The sequence below is a fragment of the Streptomyces sp. yr375 genome (genome assembly GCF_900110755.1).
Taxonomy (GTDB): domain Bacteria; phylum Actinomycetota; class Actinomycetes; order Streptomycetales; family Streptomycetaceae; genus Streptomyces.
This window is the reverse complement of record NZ_FOFF01000041.1, coordinates 13,668-29,735: the sequence shown is the minus strand read 5'-3', so window position 1 is coordinate 29,735 and position 16,068 is coordinate 13,668. Positions and strand designations below refer to the sequence as shown.

The following is a 16,068-nucleotide window of genomic DNA, read 5'->3' as shown; positions in this document are numbered from 1 at the left end:
CAGCGCCGGCTTGAGATCGAGCCCGGCGACGCTCTCCTCACTCACACCACGCACGCCACTCACGTGTTCTTCTCCTCTCCGGACTTCCCGGGCTGCTCGGGCTCCTCGGGCGGCTCGGGCGGCCGGTCGAACTCGTCCGTGACCGTCGGCTGCGCGTCCCCGTCCCCGCCGGTCCAGCGCACCAGCAGCTCCCCGAGCGCGGTCTCCTGGTCGAGCGCGACGGCCTTCTCCCGGTACAGCTCCAGCAGCGCCAGGAACCTGGCGACGACGGTGAGGGTGTCGTCGGTGTCCTGGACGAGCACCCGGAAGCTCGCCTCCCCCAGCTCCCGCAGCCGCGCGACGACGATCCCGGCCTGCTCCCGCACGCTCACCAGCGGCGCGTGGATGTGGTCGACGTACACCTGCGGCGCGGCCCGGGGCTGCATCGCCTTGACCGCGAGCCTCGCGAAGCCTTCCGCGCCGATGCTGATGACCACCTCGGGCAGCAGCTCGGCGTGGTGCGGTTCGAGGCCGACGGTACGGGGGTAGCGGCGGGCCTCGCGCTCCAGCCGGTGCGTGAAGACGTCGGCGACCTGCTTGTAGGCCCGGTACTGGAGGAGCCGGGCGAACAGCAGGTCCCGGGCCTCCAGCAGCGCGAGGTCGGCCTCGTCCTCGATCTCGGCGGCGGGCAGCAGCCGGGCCGCCTTCAGATCGAGCAGCGTGGCGGCCACGACCAGGAACTCGGTCGTCTGGTCGAGGTCCCAGTCCGGGCCCATCGCCCGGATGTGCGCCATGAACTCGTCGGTGACCTTCGACAGCGCGACCTCGGTGACGTCCAGCTTGTGCTTGGAGATGAGCTGGAGCAGCAGATCGAAAGGGCCCTCGAAGTTGGCGAGCCGCACCTTGAAGACACCGTCGGGGACGTCCTCAGGGACACTCGCAGGGATGTCCCCGGGGATGTTCTCAGGGACGTCCTCCAGGGTTTCCCCGGCGGGTTCCGGAGGCGGCGGATCGGGTGCCGCCCCCGGCCCCCGCCCCAGCGCGCGCCGGCGTCCGGCTGCCGTGCCGGGGCCGGGGACCGGGGCGGGGCCGGGGGCTGGGACGTCGTTCGAGGTCATGGCCCCCGCAGGCTACCGCTAGCGCCCGCGCAGTCGTCGTACGAGGATGCTCGCCTCGCCGCGGCTCTCCAGGTCGGCGAGGACCACGGCGACCGCCTCGCGGACGATGCGCCCCCGGTCCACCGCCAGCCCGTGCTCGCCACGGAGCACCAGCCGGGCGTGCTCCAGGTCCATGAGCTCCTCGGCGGAGACATAGACAGTGATCTTCTCGTCGTGCCGCTCCCGGCCGCTGGGCCGACGGGACGGGGCCCGGCCGCGCTTGCGCGACGGGGCCTCGCCCGAGCCGTCCGCGGCAGAACCTTCCTGCACGCCCTGACGGCGCTCCGGGCGCTCCCCGACGGCGCCCCTGGTGCGGGACTCCCCGGCGGCGGTCTGACCCGCCTCGGCCGCCGCGTGCTCGGCGCCCTCGCCGTCGCCGCCCTGGGCTGGCACGGCCTGCGGCGCGTCCTGCGCACCGCCGGCCGCCGCGCCGTCGCTCTCGCCGGCCGGCCCGGGCACCCGGGCGTCGCCATTGGCGGAGCGCCGGGCCGCGGACGGCTGAAGCGCCATTCCCCCTGTCGTACGGAAGAGTTCGTCGGCCCCCGGCAGACTCACTCGGCGGGACACCGGGCGAGCACCTCCCTGGCGAGCTGACGGTAGGCGGCGGCGCCCACTGAGTTGGAGGCGTACGTGGTGATCGGCTCACCGGCGACCGTGGTCTCCGGGAAGCGGACCGTGCGCCCGATGACCGTGTGGTAGACGTGGTCGTCGAACGCCTCGACCACCCGCGCGAGCACCTCACGGCTGTGCACGGTGCGCGAGTCGTACATCGTGGCGAGGATCCCGTCGAGCTCCAGCTCCGGGTTCAGCCGCTCCTGGACCTTCTCGATGGTCTCGGTCAGCAGTGCCACGCCTCGCAGGGCGAAGAACTCGCACTCCAGCGGCACGATCACCTTGTGCGCCGCCGTGAGGGCGTTGACCGTGAGCAGACCGAGCGAGGGCTGACAGTCGATGACGATGTAGTCGTAGTCGGGCAGCAACGGCTTGAGCGCACGCTGGAGCGTGGACTCGCGCGCGACCTCGGAGACCAACTGGACCTCGGCCGCCGACAGGTCGATGTTGCTGGGCAGCAGGTCCATGTTGGGGACCGCCGTCTTCAGGAGCACCTCGTCCGCCGCCATGCCCCGCTCCATGAGCAGGTTGTAGACGGTGAGGTCGAGCTCCATCGGATTGACGCCGAGACCGACCGACAGCGCGCCCTGCGGGTCGAAGTCCACGAGCAGCACGCGGCGGCCGTACTCCGCGAGCGCGGCACCCAGGTTGATGGTCGACGTGGTCTTGCCCACGCCGCCCTTCTGGTTGCACATCGCGATGATCGTCGCGGGGCCGTGCTGGGTCAGCGGGCCCGGGATCGGGAAGTACGGCAGCGGGCGTCCGGTCGGACCGACGCGCTCACGGCGCTGTCGGGCCGCGTCGGGCGCGAGCGTGGCCGCGTACTCCGGGTCCGGCTCGTACTCGGCATCGGGGTCGTAGAAATGCCCGTCGGGCAGTTCGTCGTAGTCGGCGAAGTGGTTGTGGGGCGCGCCACTTCCGTCGCCGGCCATGGCGTTCACGTGATGGCCATCCATGCTCTGGGGTGCTGTCTGAGCCAGTAGGGGGCTGGTCTGGCTCTGATGGGCTGCGAAGGTTCGGACAGCGACGGAGCCGACAGCCTCGAGCCCCGCGGAACCCGCGCCCCGCGTAAGCATTCCTGGATGACCACCCCCGGGAGAAAATGTCGACTCATTCACAAGTCGTCTTACCTCCTTGGTGACCAGGAAACTTCTAGACAAGGTCAGCGTGGCACCATGCCGACGGTTGGCGACTCTATGGCGTGTCGGGCGTCCGCAGCAACACAATCCGCCGGACCCGGCCCGATGTGTCGGCAATGAAACATCCCTCTGTCAAGGGCGTACGGCCGTCGCACGGCAGGCTTCACCGGTGAACGAATCGGTCGAAGGGTTACGTTCGAGGCGAGTTGACCGAGAGCCGCAAAGTGACCATACACACATCCGGCCGGACCTTGTCGGGCAAGGTCCGGCCGGGTGCGCGAGGTTGACGACCCGTGTTGACGTATCGCCTTTTGCGGAACGCCGACTTGGCCGTACGAGGTGGTCTACGGGTGCTCCACGAGGTGCCGGAACGGCTAGCCGAGCAGGGCCGCCAGCTCGATGTGCTCCAGGCCGTGCGCCTCCGCGACCTCGCGGTAAACGACCTTGCCGTCATGGGTGTTGAGGCCCTTGGCCAGCGCGGGATCGCGGCGCAGCGCCTCCACCCAGCCGCGGTCGGCCAGTTCGACGATGTAGGGCAGCGTGGCGTTGGTGAGCGCGTAGGTGGAGGTGTTGGGGACCGCGCCGGGCATGTTGGCGACGCAGTAGAAGACCGAGTCGTGCACCGCGAAGGTCGGCTCGGCGTGGGTGGTCGGACGGGAGTCCTCGAAGCAGCCGCCCTGGTCGATCGCGATGTCGACAAGGACACTTCCCGGCTTCATCCGGGACACCAGCTCGTTGGTGACCAGCTTCGGGGCCTTGGCGCCCGGGATGAGGACGGCGCCGATCACGAGGTCGGCCTCCAGGCACGCCTTCTCCAGCTCGAAGGCGTTGGAGACGACCGTCTGGATCTTGGTGCCGAAGATCTTGTCGGCTTCCTTGAGCTTGTTGATGTCCCGGTCGAGCAGGGTCACGTGGAAGCCCATGCCGATGGCGATCTGCGCCGCGTTCCAGCCGGAGACACCGCCGCCGATGACGACCGCCCGGGCGGCCAGCACGCCGGGGACGCCGCCGGGCAGCACACCGCGGCCGCCGTTGGCGCGCATCAGGTGGTAGGCGCCGACCTGGGGGGCCAGCCGGCCGGCCACCTCGGACATCGGGGCGAGCAGCGGCAGCGCGCGGCTCGGCAGCTCGACGGTCTCGTAGGCGATCGCCGTGGTGCCGGACCCGATGAGGGCGTCCGTGCACTCCTTGGAGGCGGCCAGGTGCAGGTAGGTGAAGAGCGTCTGGTCCTTGCGGAGGCGGTGGTACTCCTCGGCGATGGGCTCCTTGACCTTCAGCAGGAGGTCGGCGGTGGCCCACACCTCGTCGGCCGTGTCCAGGATCCGCGCACCGGCGGCCACGTACTCGGCGTCCAGGATCGACGAGCCGACGCCGGCGCCTCGCTCGACGACGACCTGATGGCCGTGGCGCACCAGCTCGTGCACGCCGGCGGGGGTGATGGCCACCCGGAACTCGTTGTTCTTGACCTCGCGGGGGATACCGACCTTCACGTCGATCACGGTCCTTGGCTCAGAGGGTGTGGGAGCACAGCGAAGAAGACATACCTGGAGGTACGGGGCATGTCCGGATACACCGCAGGACAACGTGCGGCAGAGCCAGTCTAATGAAGGTGTTCCCGCTGTCTAGCCTTTCATTGCATCAATCTTCAGCGGATGTACTGCGGATTTCGCAGGTGTTAGCTCCGTGTTCCGGCCGTTCCGGCTCTGTATCGCGGTGATCCGGGCGTTGCGGATGCCCCGGACGGCCCGTACGGCCCGGGTGTTCCGGGGGACCCTCGTGCCCCTGGAGACCCGGGAGCTCCTCTCCCAGGATGCGCTCGGCCGCGCCCCGGTGCAGGCCCGCCGCCACCGGGTCGCCGAGGCGCTCCAGGGTGTCGGCCAGCCGCAGTTGCACGGCGGCCTGCAGCCGCGTGTCCTCGGCGCGCCGGGCCCACTCCACCGCCTCCTGGCAGGTCCGCAGCGACTCCTCGGGGCGGCCCGCGTACTCCTGGACCCGGGCCAGCTCGCTCAACGCCCGGGCGTGCGCGCCCACATCGCCGTTCTTGCGGTGCCCGGCCGCCGCGGCCCGCCAGGCCCGCTGCGCGTCGCCGTAGCGGCCCGCGTAGGTGTGCGCGGTGGCGATACGGCCGTAGAGGCGGGCGGCGTCCGCGCGCTCGTCGCGGGCCAGGCGCTGGGCGAGGGCCCGGCCGAACCAGTCGGCGGCCCGGTCGTAGTCCCCGAGCTCGAGATGCGCGCCGCCCACGGACTCCATCGCGCGGCCGATCGCGTACGGGTCGCCCGCCGCGCGTCCGGCGTCCAGCGCGGCCCGGTAGCGCACCAGCGCCTCCGCCGTGCGGCCGGTCCTGGCGTCCACGTCGGCCAGGTTCAGCAGGGCGGCGGCCTTCTCGCGGGGCAGGTCGCGGCGCTCGGCCACGTCCAGGACGAGCTGGTGGACGCCGTACAGGTCGGGCGCCGCCTCCTGGGTGCCGAAGTGCGCGACCATCGCCCTGACCAACTGGGACATCAGACGGCGGGCCAGGGTGTCCAGCTCGCCGTCGGCGACCGCGAGGCGGGCCGAGGCGAGCAGCGCCGGACGGCGCACCCGCAGCCAGTCGGCGGCGGCGCGCGGGGTGGGGAAGCGCAGGGCGCGGGGCAGGCCCTGGAGCTTCTCGCGGGCCTGCGGGTTGTCGGTCTCGGTGATGGCCCGGCAGGAGTGCAGCAGCCGTACGGTCCGCTCCAGCATGCGAGCGCGGGCCAACTGGAGCTCGGCCGGGCGGTCGTGGGTCTCGGCGGCGGCGCGCAGCAGGGGGTGCAGGCAGCCGGGGACCTCGTACTGCGGCAGCGGGGAGTCCACGGCCCGCAGCAGGCCGAGGGCGGTGAGGTCGTCCAGGGTGGTGTGGGCGGCGCCCACCGAGCAGCCGGCGAGCGCGGAGGCGGTGTGCGGGTCGGCGAGGCCGGCCGGGGCGAGGCACAGCAGTCGCAGTATCCGGGCGGCGGGGGCCGGCAGCGCGGCGTGCACGAGCCGGAAGACGCGGCTGAGCGGGGTGCCCTCGTCGCCCTCGGCGTGCAGTTGCTTGGCGAGGTCGGCGACGGCCGCCTGGGGGCGGGCGGCGAGCCAGCCGCCCGCCAGGATCAGCGCGGCGGGCTGGCCCTGGCATGCCTCCACGAGGCCCTCGGCGGAGCGCGGGTCGACGGTGATGCGGACCGAGCCGGTGAACCGGGTCAGCAGGTCGAGGGCGGACTTGGTGTCCAGGCCGCCCAGGGTGCACGGGCGGACGTCCGCGATGCCGGTGAGCGGTCCGGCGGAGACGGCGACGAGCAGGCACTCCGGGGTGTCCGGGAGGAGCGCGTCGACCTGTTCGGCGCCGGCCGCGTCGTCGAGCAGGAGCAGCACGCGCCGTTCGGCGAGGGCCTCGCGCAGGAGGGCCGCGAGGTCGTCCTCGTCGGCGCCGGGCGGGGTCGGCACGTCCAGCGCGGCGAGCAGGGTGCGGGCGGCGCGCTCGACCGGTACGGGGGTGCCGTCGGGCTCGGCGAGGCGGGCGCGCAGCACGCCGTCCCGGTAGCGGTCGGCGAGCTGGCGGACGAGCTCCTCGGCGAGCGCCGTACGCCCGGAGCCGGCCCGGCCCGCGATGAGCAGCACGCGCGCGCGGGGGGCCTTCTTCCCGGAGATGGTGTCCAGCCCGGCACGCTCGATGTCGGCGCGCAGTTCCTTCAACTCCCGGGTACGGCCCAGGAAATGGCCCTCTGGCGCAGCGTGTCCCGACAGCCGCACGCCGCCTGTGTCCACCGCCTGATCCGTCACGGGCCACACTCCCGTCCCACCGCACACGCAAGCCCGCCGGGACTCCGGATCGGGTGATTCCAGAGCCTAGTTCACGCTCTGCGACGTTCCGGGAGGAGTACGGCGGGGCACGACCGGGACGTCCCCCGATCGGATCAGCCGATCGTCACACCGCCGACGATCGGGTGCACTCGCATCTGGCCGGTTCCAGCCTGTCGCGTTCAGGACTCGAACGGGCGGGCCGGCCACGGCGCGTCCGCCGGGCGCAGCGCGTCGAGTCCGTCGCCGGCGCGCGCGGCGATCAGCGAAAGGACGCCCACGACGAGGCAGTTGCTGTGCACGTCGCCCGCGAGCACGCCCCGGACCAGCTCGTCGACCGGCACGCGCGCGTGCTCCATGTCGGCCTCCTCGTCCTCCACCGCGAAGCGCTCCCCGTCGGCCTCGGAGAGGTTGCGGGCCAGGAAGACGCGCACGGACTCGTCGCAGCCGCCCGCGGTCGGGTACACGTCGGTCAGCACCCGCCAGTCCTCGGCCTTGACGTGCGCCTCCTCGTACAGCTCGCGCTGGGCGGCGTGCAGCGGGTTCTCGCCGGGCACGTCGAGCAGGCCGGCCGGGATCTCCCACAGCTTCTGCCGCACGGGGTGGCGGTACTGCTTGATGAGCAGCACCCGGCCCGCGTCGTCGAGGGCGAGGACGGCGACCGAGCCGGGGTGGACCTGGTAGTCCCGGCGGACCACCGAGCCGTCGGGCATGACCACGTCGTCGGTGCGGACCGAGGTCTTGTTGCCCACGAAGGGGGTCTCGGTGGCCCGGATCTCCCACGCCTCGGGGGTGTCCTTGATCGTCATGCCTGTCCTTCCACATGCCACGTGCGCAAACGAGAAACCGGGGCGCCGACCTTTGAAGATCCGCGCCCCGGCCACCGTACAACTGGTGTGTTACTTCGAAGCCTTCCCCGCCTCGACCGCCGCCCCGGCCGTGACCTCGGCCGTCGCCTCGACCTTCCGCCGGACCGCCGCCTTCACCAGGCCGGCGAACAGCGGGTGCGGACGCGTGGGCCGCGAGCGCAGCTCGGGGTGCGCCTGCGTGGCGACCAGGTAGGGGTGGACGTCGCGCGGGTACTCGACGTACTCGACGAGCTTGCCGTCCGGCGAGGTGCCGGAGAACAGGATGCCCGCCTTCTTCTCCAGCTCCGCGCGGTAGGCGTTGTTCACCTCGTAACGGTGCCGGTGGCGCTCCTCGACGTACTCCTTGCCGTCGTACACCTCGCGCACGATCGAGCCCTCGGCCAGCTTGGCCGGGTACATGCCCAGCCGCATCGTGCCGCCCATGTCGCCGTCGCCGGCGACGATGTCGAGCTGCTCGGCCATGGTGGAGATGACCGGGTGGCCGGTGGCCGAGTCGAACTCGGTGGAGTTGGCGTCGGGGATGTCGGCCAGGTTGCGCGCGGCCTCGATCACGATGCACTGCAGGCCCAGGCACAGGCCCAGCAGCGGGACCTTGTGCTCGCGGGCGTAGCGGATGGCGCCGACCTTGCCGAGCACCCCGCGGTCGCCGAAGCCGCCCGGGATGCAGATCCCGTCGACGTCCTCGAGCTGCGCCCTGGCGCCCGCCGGGGTCTTGCAGTCGTCCGACGTGACCCACTTGATCTTCACGCGGGCCTTGTTGGCGAAGCCGCCGGCGCGCAGCGCCTCGGTGACCGAGAGGTAGGCGTCGGGCAGGTCGATGTACTTGCCGACCAGCGCGAGGGTGATCTCGTGGTCCGGGTTGTGGACGCGGTCGAGCAGGTCGTCCCACGTCGTCCAGTCCACGTCGCGGAACGGCAGGTCCAGCTTGCGGACGACATAGGCGTCCAGGCCCTCGCCGTGCACGGTCTTGGGAATGTCGTAGATCGACTTGGCGTCGGGGCAGGCGACCACCGCGGACTCGTCGACGTCGCACATCAGCGAGATCTTGCGCTTGATCGCGGTCGGCACCTCGCGGTCGCAGCGCAGCACGATCGCGTCCGGCTGGATACCGATGTTGCGCAGGGCCGCGACCGAGTGCTGGGTCGGCTTGGTCTTCAGCTCGCCCGAGGGGCCGATGTACGGCAGGAGCGAGATGTGCACCACGAACACGTTGTCCCGGCCGACCTCGTGGCGGACCTGGCGGACCGTCTCCAGGAACGGCAGCGACTCGATGTCGCCGACCGTGCCGCCGACCTCGGTGATCACGACGTCGACCTCGTCCGTCGCCATGCGGCGGATGCGGTGCTTGATCTCGTTGGTGATGTGCGGGATGACCTGGACGGTGTCGCCCAGGTACTCGCCGCGCCGCTCCTTGGCGATCACCGTGTTGTAGACCTGGCCGGTGGTGACGTTCGCGGAGCCGTCGAGGTCGCGGTCGAGGAAACGCTCGTAGTGGCCGATGTCCAGGTCGGTCTCGGCGCCGTCGTTGGTGACGAACACCTCACCGTGCTGGAAGGGGTTCATCGTGCCCGGGTCGACGTTCAGGTACGGATCGAGTTTCTGCATCACCACGCGCAGACCGCGCGCCTTGAGCAGCATGCCGAGGCTGGAGGCCGTCAGACCCTTGCCGAGCGAGGAGGCGACACCCCCGGTGACGAAGATGTGCTTGGTCGTCGTGGCTGTGCCAGATCGAAAAGCAGTGGGCGTCATGGCCAAGAGGGGGCTCCCGTGGTCGCTATTTGGGGTTGCGGTTCGGGGGCTTCGAGACCACCGGTCCACGGGCTACCAGGGTATCAGCGCCTCGGAGACCTGGCTTCCGGCCACGCTCCGCGCACAGCCCGACACGGACGGCGGCTCCCGCACCGGTTCCTCACCCGCCGCTCACCCGTTCGGCCCACCCTGGTTGTCCGGAGCGGCACGCAGATCATCTACGTGCGTCGTATCCTGCTCGGACACTCGCTGCCGAGTCCGGTCGGAAAGACGGCACACCCCCGCCCGTATCCCACCGGAACAACGAGACCTCGTCAGTTCGTTGAGCAAGAATCGGCGTTTTGCCTAGATGGCCGGCCGACTGCTTTGCTTCAGCGCTAAACGACGCATGACAAACGACCCCTTGACCGCACTAGCGACAGCCCCCGTATCGCATGGGGGTGACGTGGCCGTTCGACTGGAGTTGCACGTGGCCGGGCGCATCGAAGACTACGCACTCATCGGAGACATGCAGACCGCCGCCTTGGTCTGCCGGGACGGCACAGTCGACTGGCTGTGCCTGCCCCGCTTCGACTCGCACGCGATCTTCGCCGGTCTGCTCGGCACCGAGGAACACGGGTTCTGGCGGCTGGGCCCCGCGCACGCCTCCGACGCGCCGCCGCCGCGCGCCGCCCGGCGCTCCTACCGGGGCGACTCGCTGATCCTGGAGTCCGAGTGGGACACCCCGCGCGGCACGGTCCGGGTGATCGACTTCATGCCCCCTCGGGACGGCGCGCCGCAACTGATCCGCATCGTCGAGGGCGTCTCGGGCCGCGTCCCGATGCGCTCGGCCCTGCGGATGCGGTTCTCCTACGGCCGGGTCGTCCCCTGGGTGCACAAGCACGAGGGCCGTACGGTGGCCGTCGCGGGCCCGGACTCGGTGTGGTTCGACACCGACTGCGAGACCTACGGCAAGTCGCTCACGACGTACGCCGACTTCACGGTCGCCCCCGGTGACCGGATCGCGTTCACCATCTCGTGGGAGCCCTCGCACAAGCAGCCGCCCGCGCTGCCGGAGCCCGAGCAGTCGCTGACGGCCACGGAGGACTTCTGGCGCGAGTGGGTCGAGCACTGCACGTACCACGGCCCCTACCGCGAGGCCGTGATCCGCTCCCTGATCACGCTGAAGGCCCTGACGTACGCGCCGACCGGCGGCATCGTCGCCGCGCCCACCACCTCGCTGCCCGAGGACATCGGCGGCGTCCGCAACTGGGACTACCGCTACACCTGGCTGCGCGACGCGGCGATCACCCTGTCCTCGCTGCTGCGCACCGGCTACCGCGAGGAGGCCCGCGCCTGGCGCGAGTGGCTGCTGCGCGCGGTCGCCGGCGACCCCGAGAACCTGCAGATCATGTACGGCATCGCGGGCGAGCGCGAGCTCGGCGAGGCCGAGCTGGACTGGCTGCCCGGCTACGAGAACTCCGGCCCGGTCCGGGTCGGCAACGGCGCGGCCCACCAGCTCCAGCTCGACGTGTACGGCGAGGTCACCGAGGCCCTGCACCTGGGCCACATGACGGGCCTGGCCCGCAACGACTACGCCTCCCTGCTCCAGCTCAAGCTGATCCGCTACCTGGAGCAGCACTGGGACGAGCCGGACGAGGGCATCTGGGAGGTGCGCGGCCCGCGCCGGCACTTCGTGCACTCCAAGGTGATGGCCTGGGTCGCCGTCGACCGCACGATCAAGCTGATCGAGTCGGGCGACGCGGACGGCCCGCTGGAGCAGTGGCGCGAGCTGCGCGACGACATCCACCGCGACGTGTGCGAGAAGGGCTACGACAAGGAACGCAACACGTTCACGCAGTCCTACGGCTCGAAGGAGCTGGACGCGTCGCTGCTGCTGATCCCGCAGATGGGCTTCCTGCCCCCGGACGACAAGCGGGTCATCGGCACCATCGAGGCGATCCAGCGCGAGCTGTCCACCACGGACGGCTTCATCCTGCGCTACCCGACCTCGGGCGGCGACGAGGGCGTCGACGGCCTCCCCGGCGACGAGGGCGCGTTCCTGGCCTGCTCGTTCTGGATGGCGGACGACCTCGCGATGATCGGCCGCGTCGACGAGGCCCGCAAGCTGTTCGAGAAGCTGCTCGCCCTGCGCAACGACCTCGGTCTGCTCGCCGAGGAGTGGGACCCGCGCCTGCAACGCCAGGTCGGCAACTTCCCGCAGGCCTTCAGCCACGTCCCCCTGATCGACACGGCCCTGCGCCTGACGGCGTCGGGGGCATACGGCGGCTGACGCTGAACAGGACCGCGGCGCCGCGCACGCCTAGGCTGGGAAGGTCAGCAGCCCCTGCATGGAAGGGGGCGCCGTATGGCCTCCCCGTCGAAGGCGGGCGCGGCGCTTGCCGCGTTGCGCGAGGATCTGGTCGGCGACGTGTTCGCCCCGGGGGATCCGGGCTACGACGAGGCCCGGGCGGTCTTCAACGCGATGATCGACCGCCGTCCCGCCGTGATCGCCCAGTGCGTGGACGAGTCGGACGTCGTCCGGTCGGTGCGCTTCGCCCGTGATCTGGACCTGCCCGTCGCGGTGCGCGGCGGCGGGCACAGTGTGGCGGGCATGGCGCTGGGCGACGGGGCCGTGGTCGTGGACCTGCGTCACATGCGCGCGGTCGGCGTCGATCCGGCGGCCGAGGCGGTACGGATCGCGGGCGGGGCCACGATGAGCGACCTGGACCGCGCCTGCCAGCCGCACCGGCTGGCCACGACCGGCGGGCGGGCCTCCACGACCGGCGTCGGCGGCTTCGTCCTCGGCGGCGGCAGCGGCTGGCTGGACCGCTGCTGCGGGCTGGCGGTCGACAACCTGCTGGGCGTCGAGCTGGTCACCGCCGACGGCGAGCGGATCCACGCGAGCGGCGACGAGAACCCCGACCTGTTCTGGGCGCTGCACGGCGGCGGCGGAAACTTCGGCGTCGCCACCGCGCTCACCCTGAAGCTGCACGAGCTGCCCGAGTTCTCCATCGCCCTGCTGCTGTACCTCCCGGAGTACGGCCGGGAGGTCACCCGCACCTACCGTGACGTGATCGCGGCAGGCCCGGACGAGGCGAGCGGCGCCGCCCTCTACATGACCGCGCCGCCCGCGGAGTTCGTCCCGCCGCACCTGGTCGGCACCCGGCTGGTCGCGGCGCTGCTGACGTACGCCGGCACCGAGGCGGACCTGCGCAAGCTCGCCGAACCGCTGCTGGCGCTGCCGCACGAGTCGGAGGTCGTCGGGGCGATGCCGTACGCCGACGTGCAGTGCATGCTCGACGACCCGCCCGGGATGCGGAACTACTGGTCGGCGGAGTACCTGACGGACGCCCCCGACGACCTGGTGGACGCCTTCTGCGCCAGCGGCGAGTCGGTGCCGGTGCCGACGGGCACCATGCACGCCCTGTTCCCGCAGGGCGGCGCGATCGCCGCCGGGCCGCACGAGTACCCCGTCCCCTACCGCGACGCGCCGTGGGCCGTGCACCCCTTCGGGCTGTGGGAGGACCCGGCGGACGACGAGCGGTGCGTCCAGTGGGTGCGGGACGTCCGCACCGCCGTACGGCCCTGGAGCACGGGCGCGGTCTACCTCAACTTCATCGGCGACGAGGGCACCGACCGGGTGGTGGCCGGCGTGGGCGCCGACAACGCCCAACGGCTCGGACAGGTGAAACGACGGTACGACCCGGACAACGTCTTCCGCTTCAACCACAACATCAAGCCCATCTGATCGCCCACCCGGCTGCCGCGCCCTCGTCGAGGACGGTGGCCGGGCCGTCCGACCCGGTCCGCTGATGCTGCCGGGGCGGCCGCGCGGGTACCGTCCGCTGCATGGACAGCCCCACCGACCACCGTCTCGACAGCCACGGCGCCGGCATCACCGTGCGGCGCGCGCTGGAGCTGCCCGGCCTGCGCAGCGGCCTGCCCGAGATCCTCGCGGGCGCCGACCGGCTGGAGCGCGCCGTGCGCTGGGTGCACGCGGGCGAGGTCCCGCACATCGCCTCACTGCTCAAGGGCGGCGAACTGCTGCTGACCACGGGCTACGGCCTCGGCACCCGGCCGGCCGAGCAGCGGGCGTTCGTCCGCACACTGGCCGAGCGGGGCATCACGGCCCTGGTGATCGAGCTGGGCCCGCGCTTCACCCGGCTGCCCGCCGCCCTCGTCGAGACGGCCCGCGCGAGCGGCCTCCCGCTGGTCCAACTGCACCGCGAGGTGCCCTTCGTGACGGTCACCGAGGAGATCCACACCGAGATCGTCAACGGCCACTACGCGCTGCTCCAACGGGCAGAGGAAGTGCACCGGCGCTGCACGGAGGCCCTGCTCGGCGGCGGCGGGATCCCTCACGTACTGGGCATCCTGGCCGACTTCAGCGGCAACCCGGTGTTCCTGGAGACGACCGACGGCCAACTCCTGTACGCGGCCGGGGCCGGACCCGAGGGCGCGGACCCGCTCCAGGTGTGGGAGGGGCTGCGCGGCCCGCACAAGGACGCGCCGCCGCCCGCCGGTTCGGTCCTGGTGGACGTGCCCGGGGGCGGGCCGGGGGCGGGTTCGGTACGCGCCCGGCTCGTACTGCTGCCCGTGCGCGCCCCGCTCGCGCCGGTGCACCGGATCGCCGCCGAGCGGGCGGCCGGGATCCTGGCCGTGGTGCTGATGCAGGCCCGCCAGGAGGAGGAGCTCGCGGCGCGCGGCCGGGGCGACTTCCTGACCGACCTCGGCGAGGGCCGGATCGCCGCCGAGGACGCCCCGGCGCAGGCGCGCGTCCTCGGCTTCAGACCGGGGGACGGCCCGCTGCTGCCGGTCGTGATGCGGCTGGGCGAGGGCCTCTCCCCCGGCGGCGGCTGGGCGGTGCTCGCGCGGGCGGTGGCCGAGGAGCTGGCGTCGGTGGGCGTGCCGGTGCTGCTGGGCGTCCGGCCGGTGGAGGGCCGGGTGCCGCTGCTGCTGGGGCTGCGGGCGGAGGCGGAGCGGCCGGCGGTGGCCGACCGGGTCGCGGCGGCGCTGCGGGCGGGCGTGGAGCGGGCCGGGATGCGGCGGCCGGGGGCCGCGCCGCCGGTGGTGGTCGTCGGGGTCGCGGGCGGCTGGGCGGCCGCCTCGGCGGGCCTGCGGCACGCGGCGGAGACGGCGACCGCCGCGCAGGGCCTGCCGGACCGCCCCTGGTACGACGCCCGCCGCCTCGACATCGACCTGCTGCTGTGGCGGCTGCGCGAACACCCCGACCTGGCGGCCTTCGTGGACCGTGCGATCGGCCCGGTCCGCGACCACGACCGCCGTGCCAAGCCGGCCCTGCTGCCCACCCTGGAGACCTACCTCGCGCACGCGGGCCGCAAGGCGGAGACGGCCCGCGAACTGCACCTGAACCGCCAGACGCTGTACAACCGCCTCGCCCGCATCGGCGAGTTGCTCGGCACCGACCTCGACGACCCGCAGACGGTCCTGGCGTTGAGCCTGGCACTCCAGGCCCGACGGCATGTGCTCTGAGGAGTCAGATCATCGGCCGGAGCTGCGTCAACTCATCGTAGACGCTGAGGACTTGGGCGACGGTCTCGTCCTCGGTGGGCCAGGTGGCGGCCTGCCGGGTGCCCAAGTCCCGGAGGACTTCGCAGCGTTCGGGGTCGCCGAGAAGTCGTACGACGGCGGCGGCGAAGGTCTCCGCGTCGCCGGGCGGTACCAATTCGGCGGCGTCGCCGACGAGTTCGCGGATGCCGCCGGCTTGGACCGCGACGAGCGGCACGCGCGCGTGCAGCGCCTCCTGCGCCAGGACCGACCGTGACTCCTCGCCGCCCGGCAGCAGCGCGAGGTCGGCGGCGGCGAGCAGTTCGCTCACGTCGTCCCGCCGCCCGAGCAGCCGGACCGGCAACTCCTCGTCCTCGATACGGCGCTGGAGCTCCGCCCGCTGCGGCCCCTCCCCCGCGACCACGACCAGGGGTACGGCGTCCAGCCCGCGCCACGCGCGCGAGGCGTCCAGCAGGAGGTCGTAGCCGCGGTGGCGGTCCAGGGAGCCGACCGCCACGAGCAACGGGCGTCCGATGGCGCCGAGTTCGGCCCGCAGCTTGGACCCCGGCTGCTCGGACTCCTCGGGTCCCTCGCCCTCGCCCCGGCGGGGTTCGGGCAGCGCCACGGCGGCGAGGCGGGCATCGCGGGCGCCCGTGCGGCGGGCCCGGTCCACCAGGTCGGAGGTGGTGCCGAGGACCACGGCGGCGGTCCGCGCGACCCGCCGTTCCAGCAGCCGCAGCAGATGGGCGCGGGCCCCTTCGGCGTGCGCCCGGCTGTGCCAGGTGACGACGAGCGGGGTGTGCCGGCCGCTGAGCGCGAGGACGGCCCGGAAGGAGGCGTGCAGCCCGTGCGCATGGACCAGGTCGGCGTCCGCGCAGGCCGCCCGGAGCGCCGCCACGGACCCCGGATCGCTGCTGCGCGGCACGTGCACGTGTTCGGCGCCGGCGCCCGTGAAGTCGTAGGCGTGATCGGCCTCGACGGGGGCGCACACGGTCACTCGCACGCCCCGCGCGACGAGCCCCGCGGCCAGGGAGCGCACATGTGCGCTGCTGCCGGCGTTGCCGCCGCCCAGCACCTGCACGGTGCGCAGCGCGGACTGGCCGTGCGGTGAGTGGCTGCTCACGTGGCCGGGGCTCCTGGTTCGGCGTCGGACGGTCACGGTGAAACGTACTGAAGGGCCGGGCGGAGGGGTGGACCGCTGACGTTCCTCCACGTTCTCCGCCCAAGGATGCCAGCACGTACGGGTGTTCCGTGCCGCCGAGCACCCCGGCACCC

11 protein-coding genes are annotated in these 16,068 nt (G+C 72.5%); 3 read left to right on the top strand and 8 right to left on the bottom strand.

What is annotated here, in order from left to right; all coding sequences use genetic code 11:
- Nucleotides 1-59 precede the first annotated feature (59 nt).
- From BMZ82_RS29905 to BMZ82_RS29875, 7 genes are all read right to left on the bottom strand, one after another.
- Nucleotides 60-1,097 (bottom strand): segregation and condensation protein A, encoded by a 1,038-nt coding sequence (locus BMZ82_RS29905; RefSeq protein WP_093780523.1) that lies wholly within the window; start codon nucleotides 1,095-1,097, stop codon nucleotides 60-62.
- Nucleotides 1,098-1,115: 18 nt separating this feature from the next.
- Entirely contained in the window at nucleotides 1,116-1,703 is a 588-nt protein-coding gene (locus tag BMZ82_RS29900) for a hypothetical protein (RefSeq protein ID WP_093780522.1), read from the bottom strand.
- Nucleotides 1,688-2,824, bottom strand: a complete 1,137-nt coding sequence (locus BMZ82_RS29895; protein WP_093780521.1) for a ParA family protein — start codon at nucleotides 2,822-2,824, stop codon at nucleotides 1,688-1,690. The genes BMZ82_RS29900 and BMZ82_RS29895 overlap by 16 nt, the downstream gene beginning before the upstream one ends.
- Nucleotides 2,825-3,261: 437 nt before the next feature.
- Nucleotides 3,262-4,386, bottom strand: coding sequence for an alanine dehydrogenase (ald, locus tag BMZ82_RS29890; RefSeq protein WP_177244720.1), 1,125 nt, complete (start codon nucleotides 4,384-4,386; stop codon nucleotides 3,262-3,264).
- Between the two features lie 139 nt (nucleotides 4,387-4,525).
- The gene (locus tag BMZ82_RS29885; protein WP_093780520.1) at nucleotides 4,526-6,667 is read right to left on the bottom strand and encodes a tetratricopeptide repeat protein; all 2,142 of its coding nucleotides are present in this window, start codon (nucleotides 6,665-6,667) and stop codon (nucleotides 4,526-4,528) included.
- A 200-nt stretch (nucleotides 6,668-6,867) separates the two neighbouring features.
- Nucleotides 6,868-7,494 (bottom strand): NUDIX domain-containing protein, encoded by a 627-nt coding sequence (locus BMZ82_RS29880; protein ID WP_093780519.1) that lies wholly within the window; start codon nucleotides 7,492-7,494, stop codon nucleotides 6,868-6,870.
- Between the two features lie 90 nt (nucleotides 7,495-7,584).
- Nucleotides 7,585-9,303: a CTP synthase gene (locus BMZ82_RS29875; protein ID WP_093780518.1), complete on the bottom strand. Its 1,719-nt coding sequence runs from the start codon at nucleotides 9,301-9,303 to the stop codon at nucleotides 7,585-7,587.
- A 469-nt stretch (nucleotides 9,304-9,772) separates the two neighbouring features.
- On the opposite strand from BMZ82_RS29875, the gene BMZ82_RS29870 reads away from it, so the two are divergent.
- From BMZ82_RS29870 to BMZ82_RS29860, 3 genes are all read left to right on the top strand, one after another.
- Nucleotides 9,773-11,575, top strand: a complete 1,803-nt coding sequence (locus BMZ82_RS29870; protein ID WP_093780517.1) for a glycoside hydrolase family 15 protein — start codon at nucleotides 9,773-9,775, stop codon at nucleotides 11,573-11,575.
- A 75-nt stretch (nucleotides 11,576-11,650) separates the two neighbouring features.
- Nucleotides 11,651-13,033: an FAD-binding oxidoreductase gene (locus BMZ82_RS29865; RefSeq protein ID WP_093780516.1), complete on the top strand. Its 1,383-nt coding sequence runs from the start codon at nucleotides 11,651-11,653 to the stop codon at nucleotides 13,031-13,033.
- A gap of 101 nt (nucleotides 13,034-13,134) precedes the next feature.
- On the top strand, nucleotides 13,135-14,778 hold the full coding sequence (locus tag BMZ82_RS29860) for a PucR family transcriptional regulator (protein ID WP_093780515.1): 1,644 nt from the start codon (nucleotides 13,135-13,137) through the stop codon (nucleotides 14,776-14,778).
- Between the two features lie 4 nt (nucleotides 14,779-14,782).
- Here the strand turns inward: BMZ82_RS29860 and BMZ82_RS29855 are convergent, their stop codons facing one another.
- Nucleotides 14,783-15,916: a glycosyltransferase family 4 protein gene (locus tag BMZ82_RS29855; RefSeq protein ID WP_093780514.1), complete on the bottom strand. Its 1,134-nt coding sequence runs from the start codon at nucleotides 15,914-15,916 to the stop codon at nucleotides 14,783-14,785.
- Between the last annotated feature and the right edge of the window lie 152 nt (nucleotides 15,917-16,068).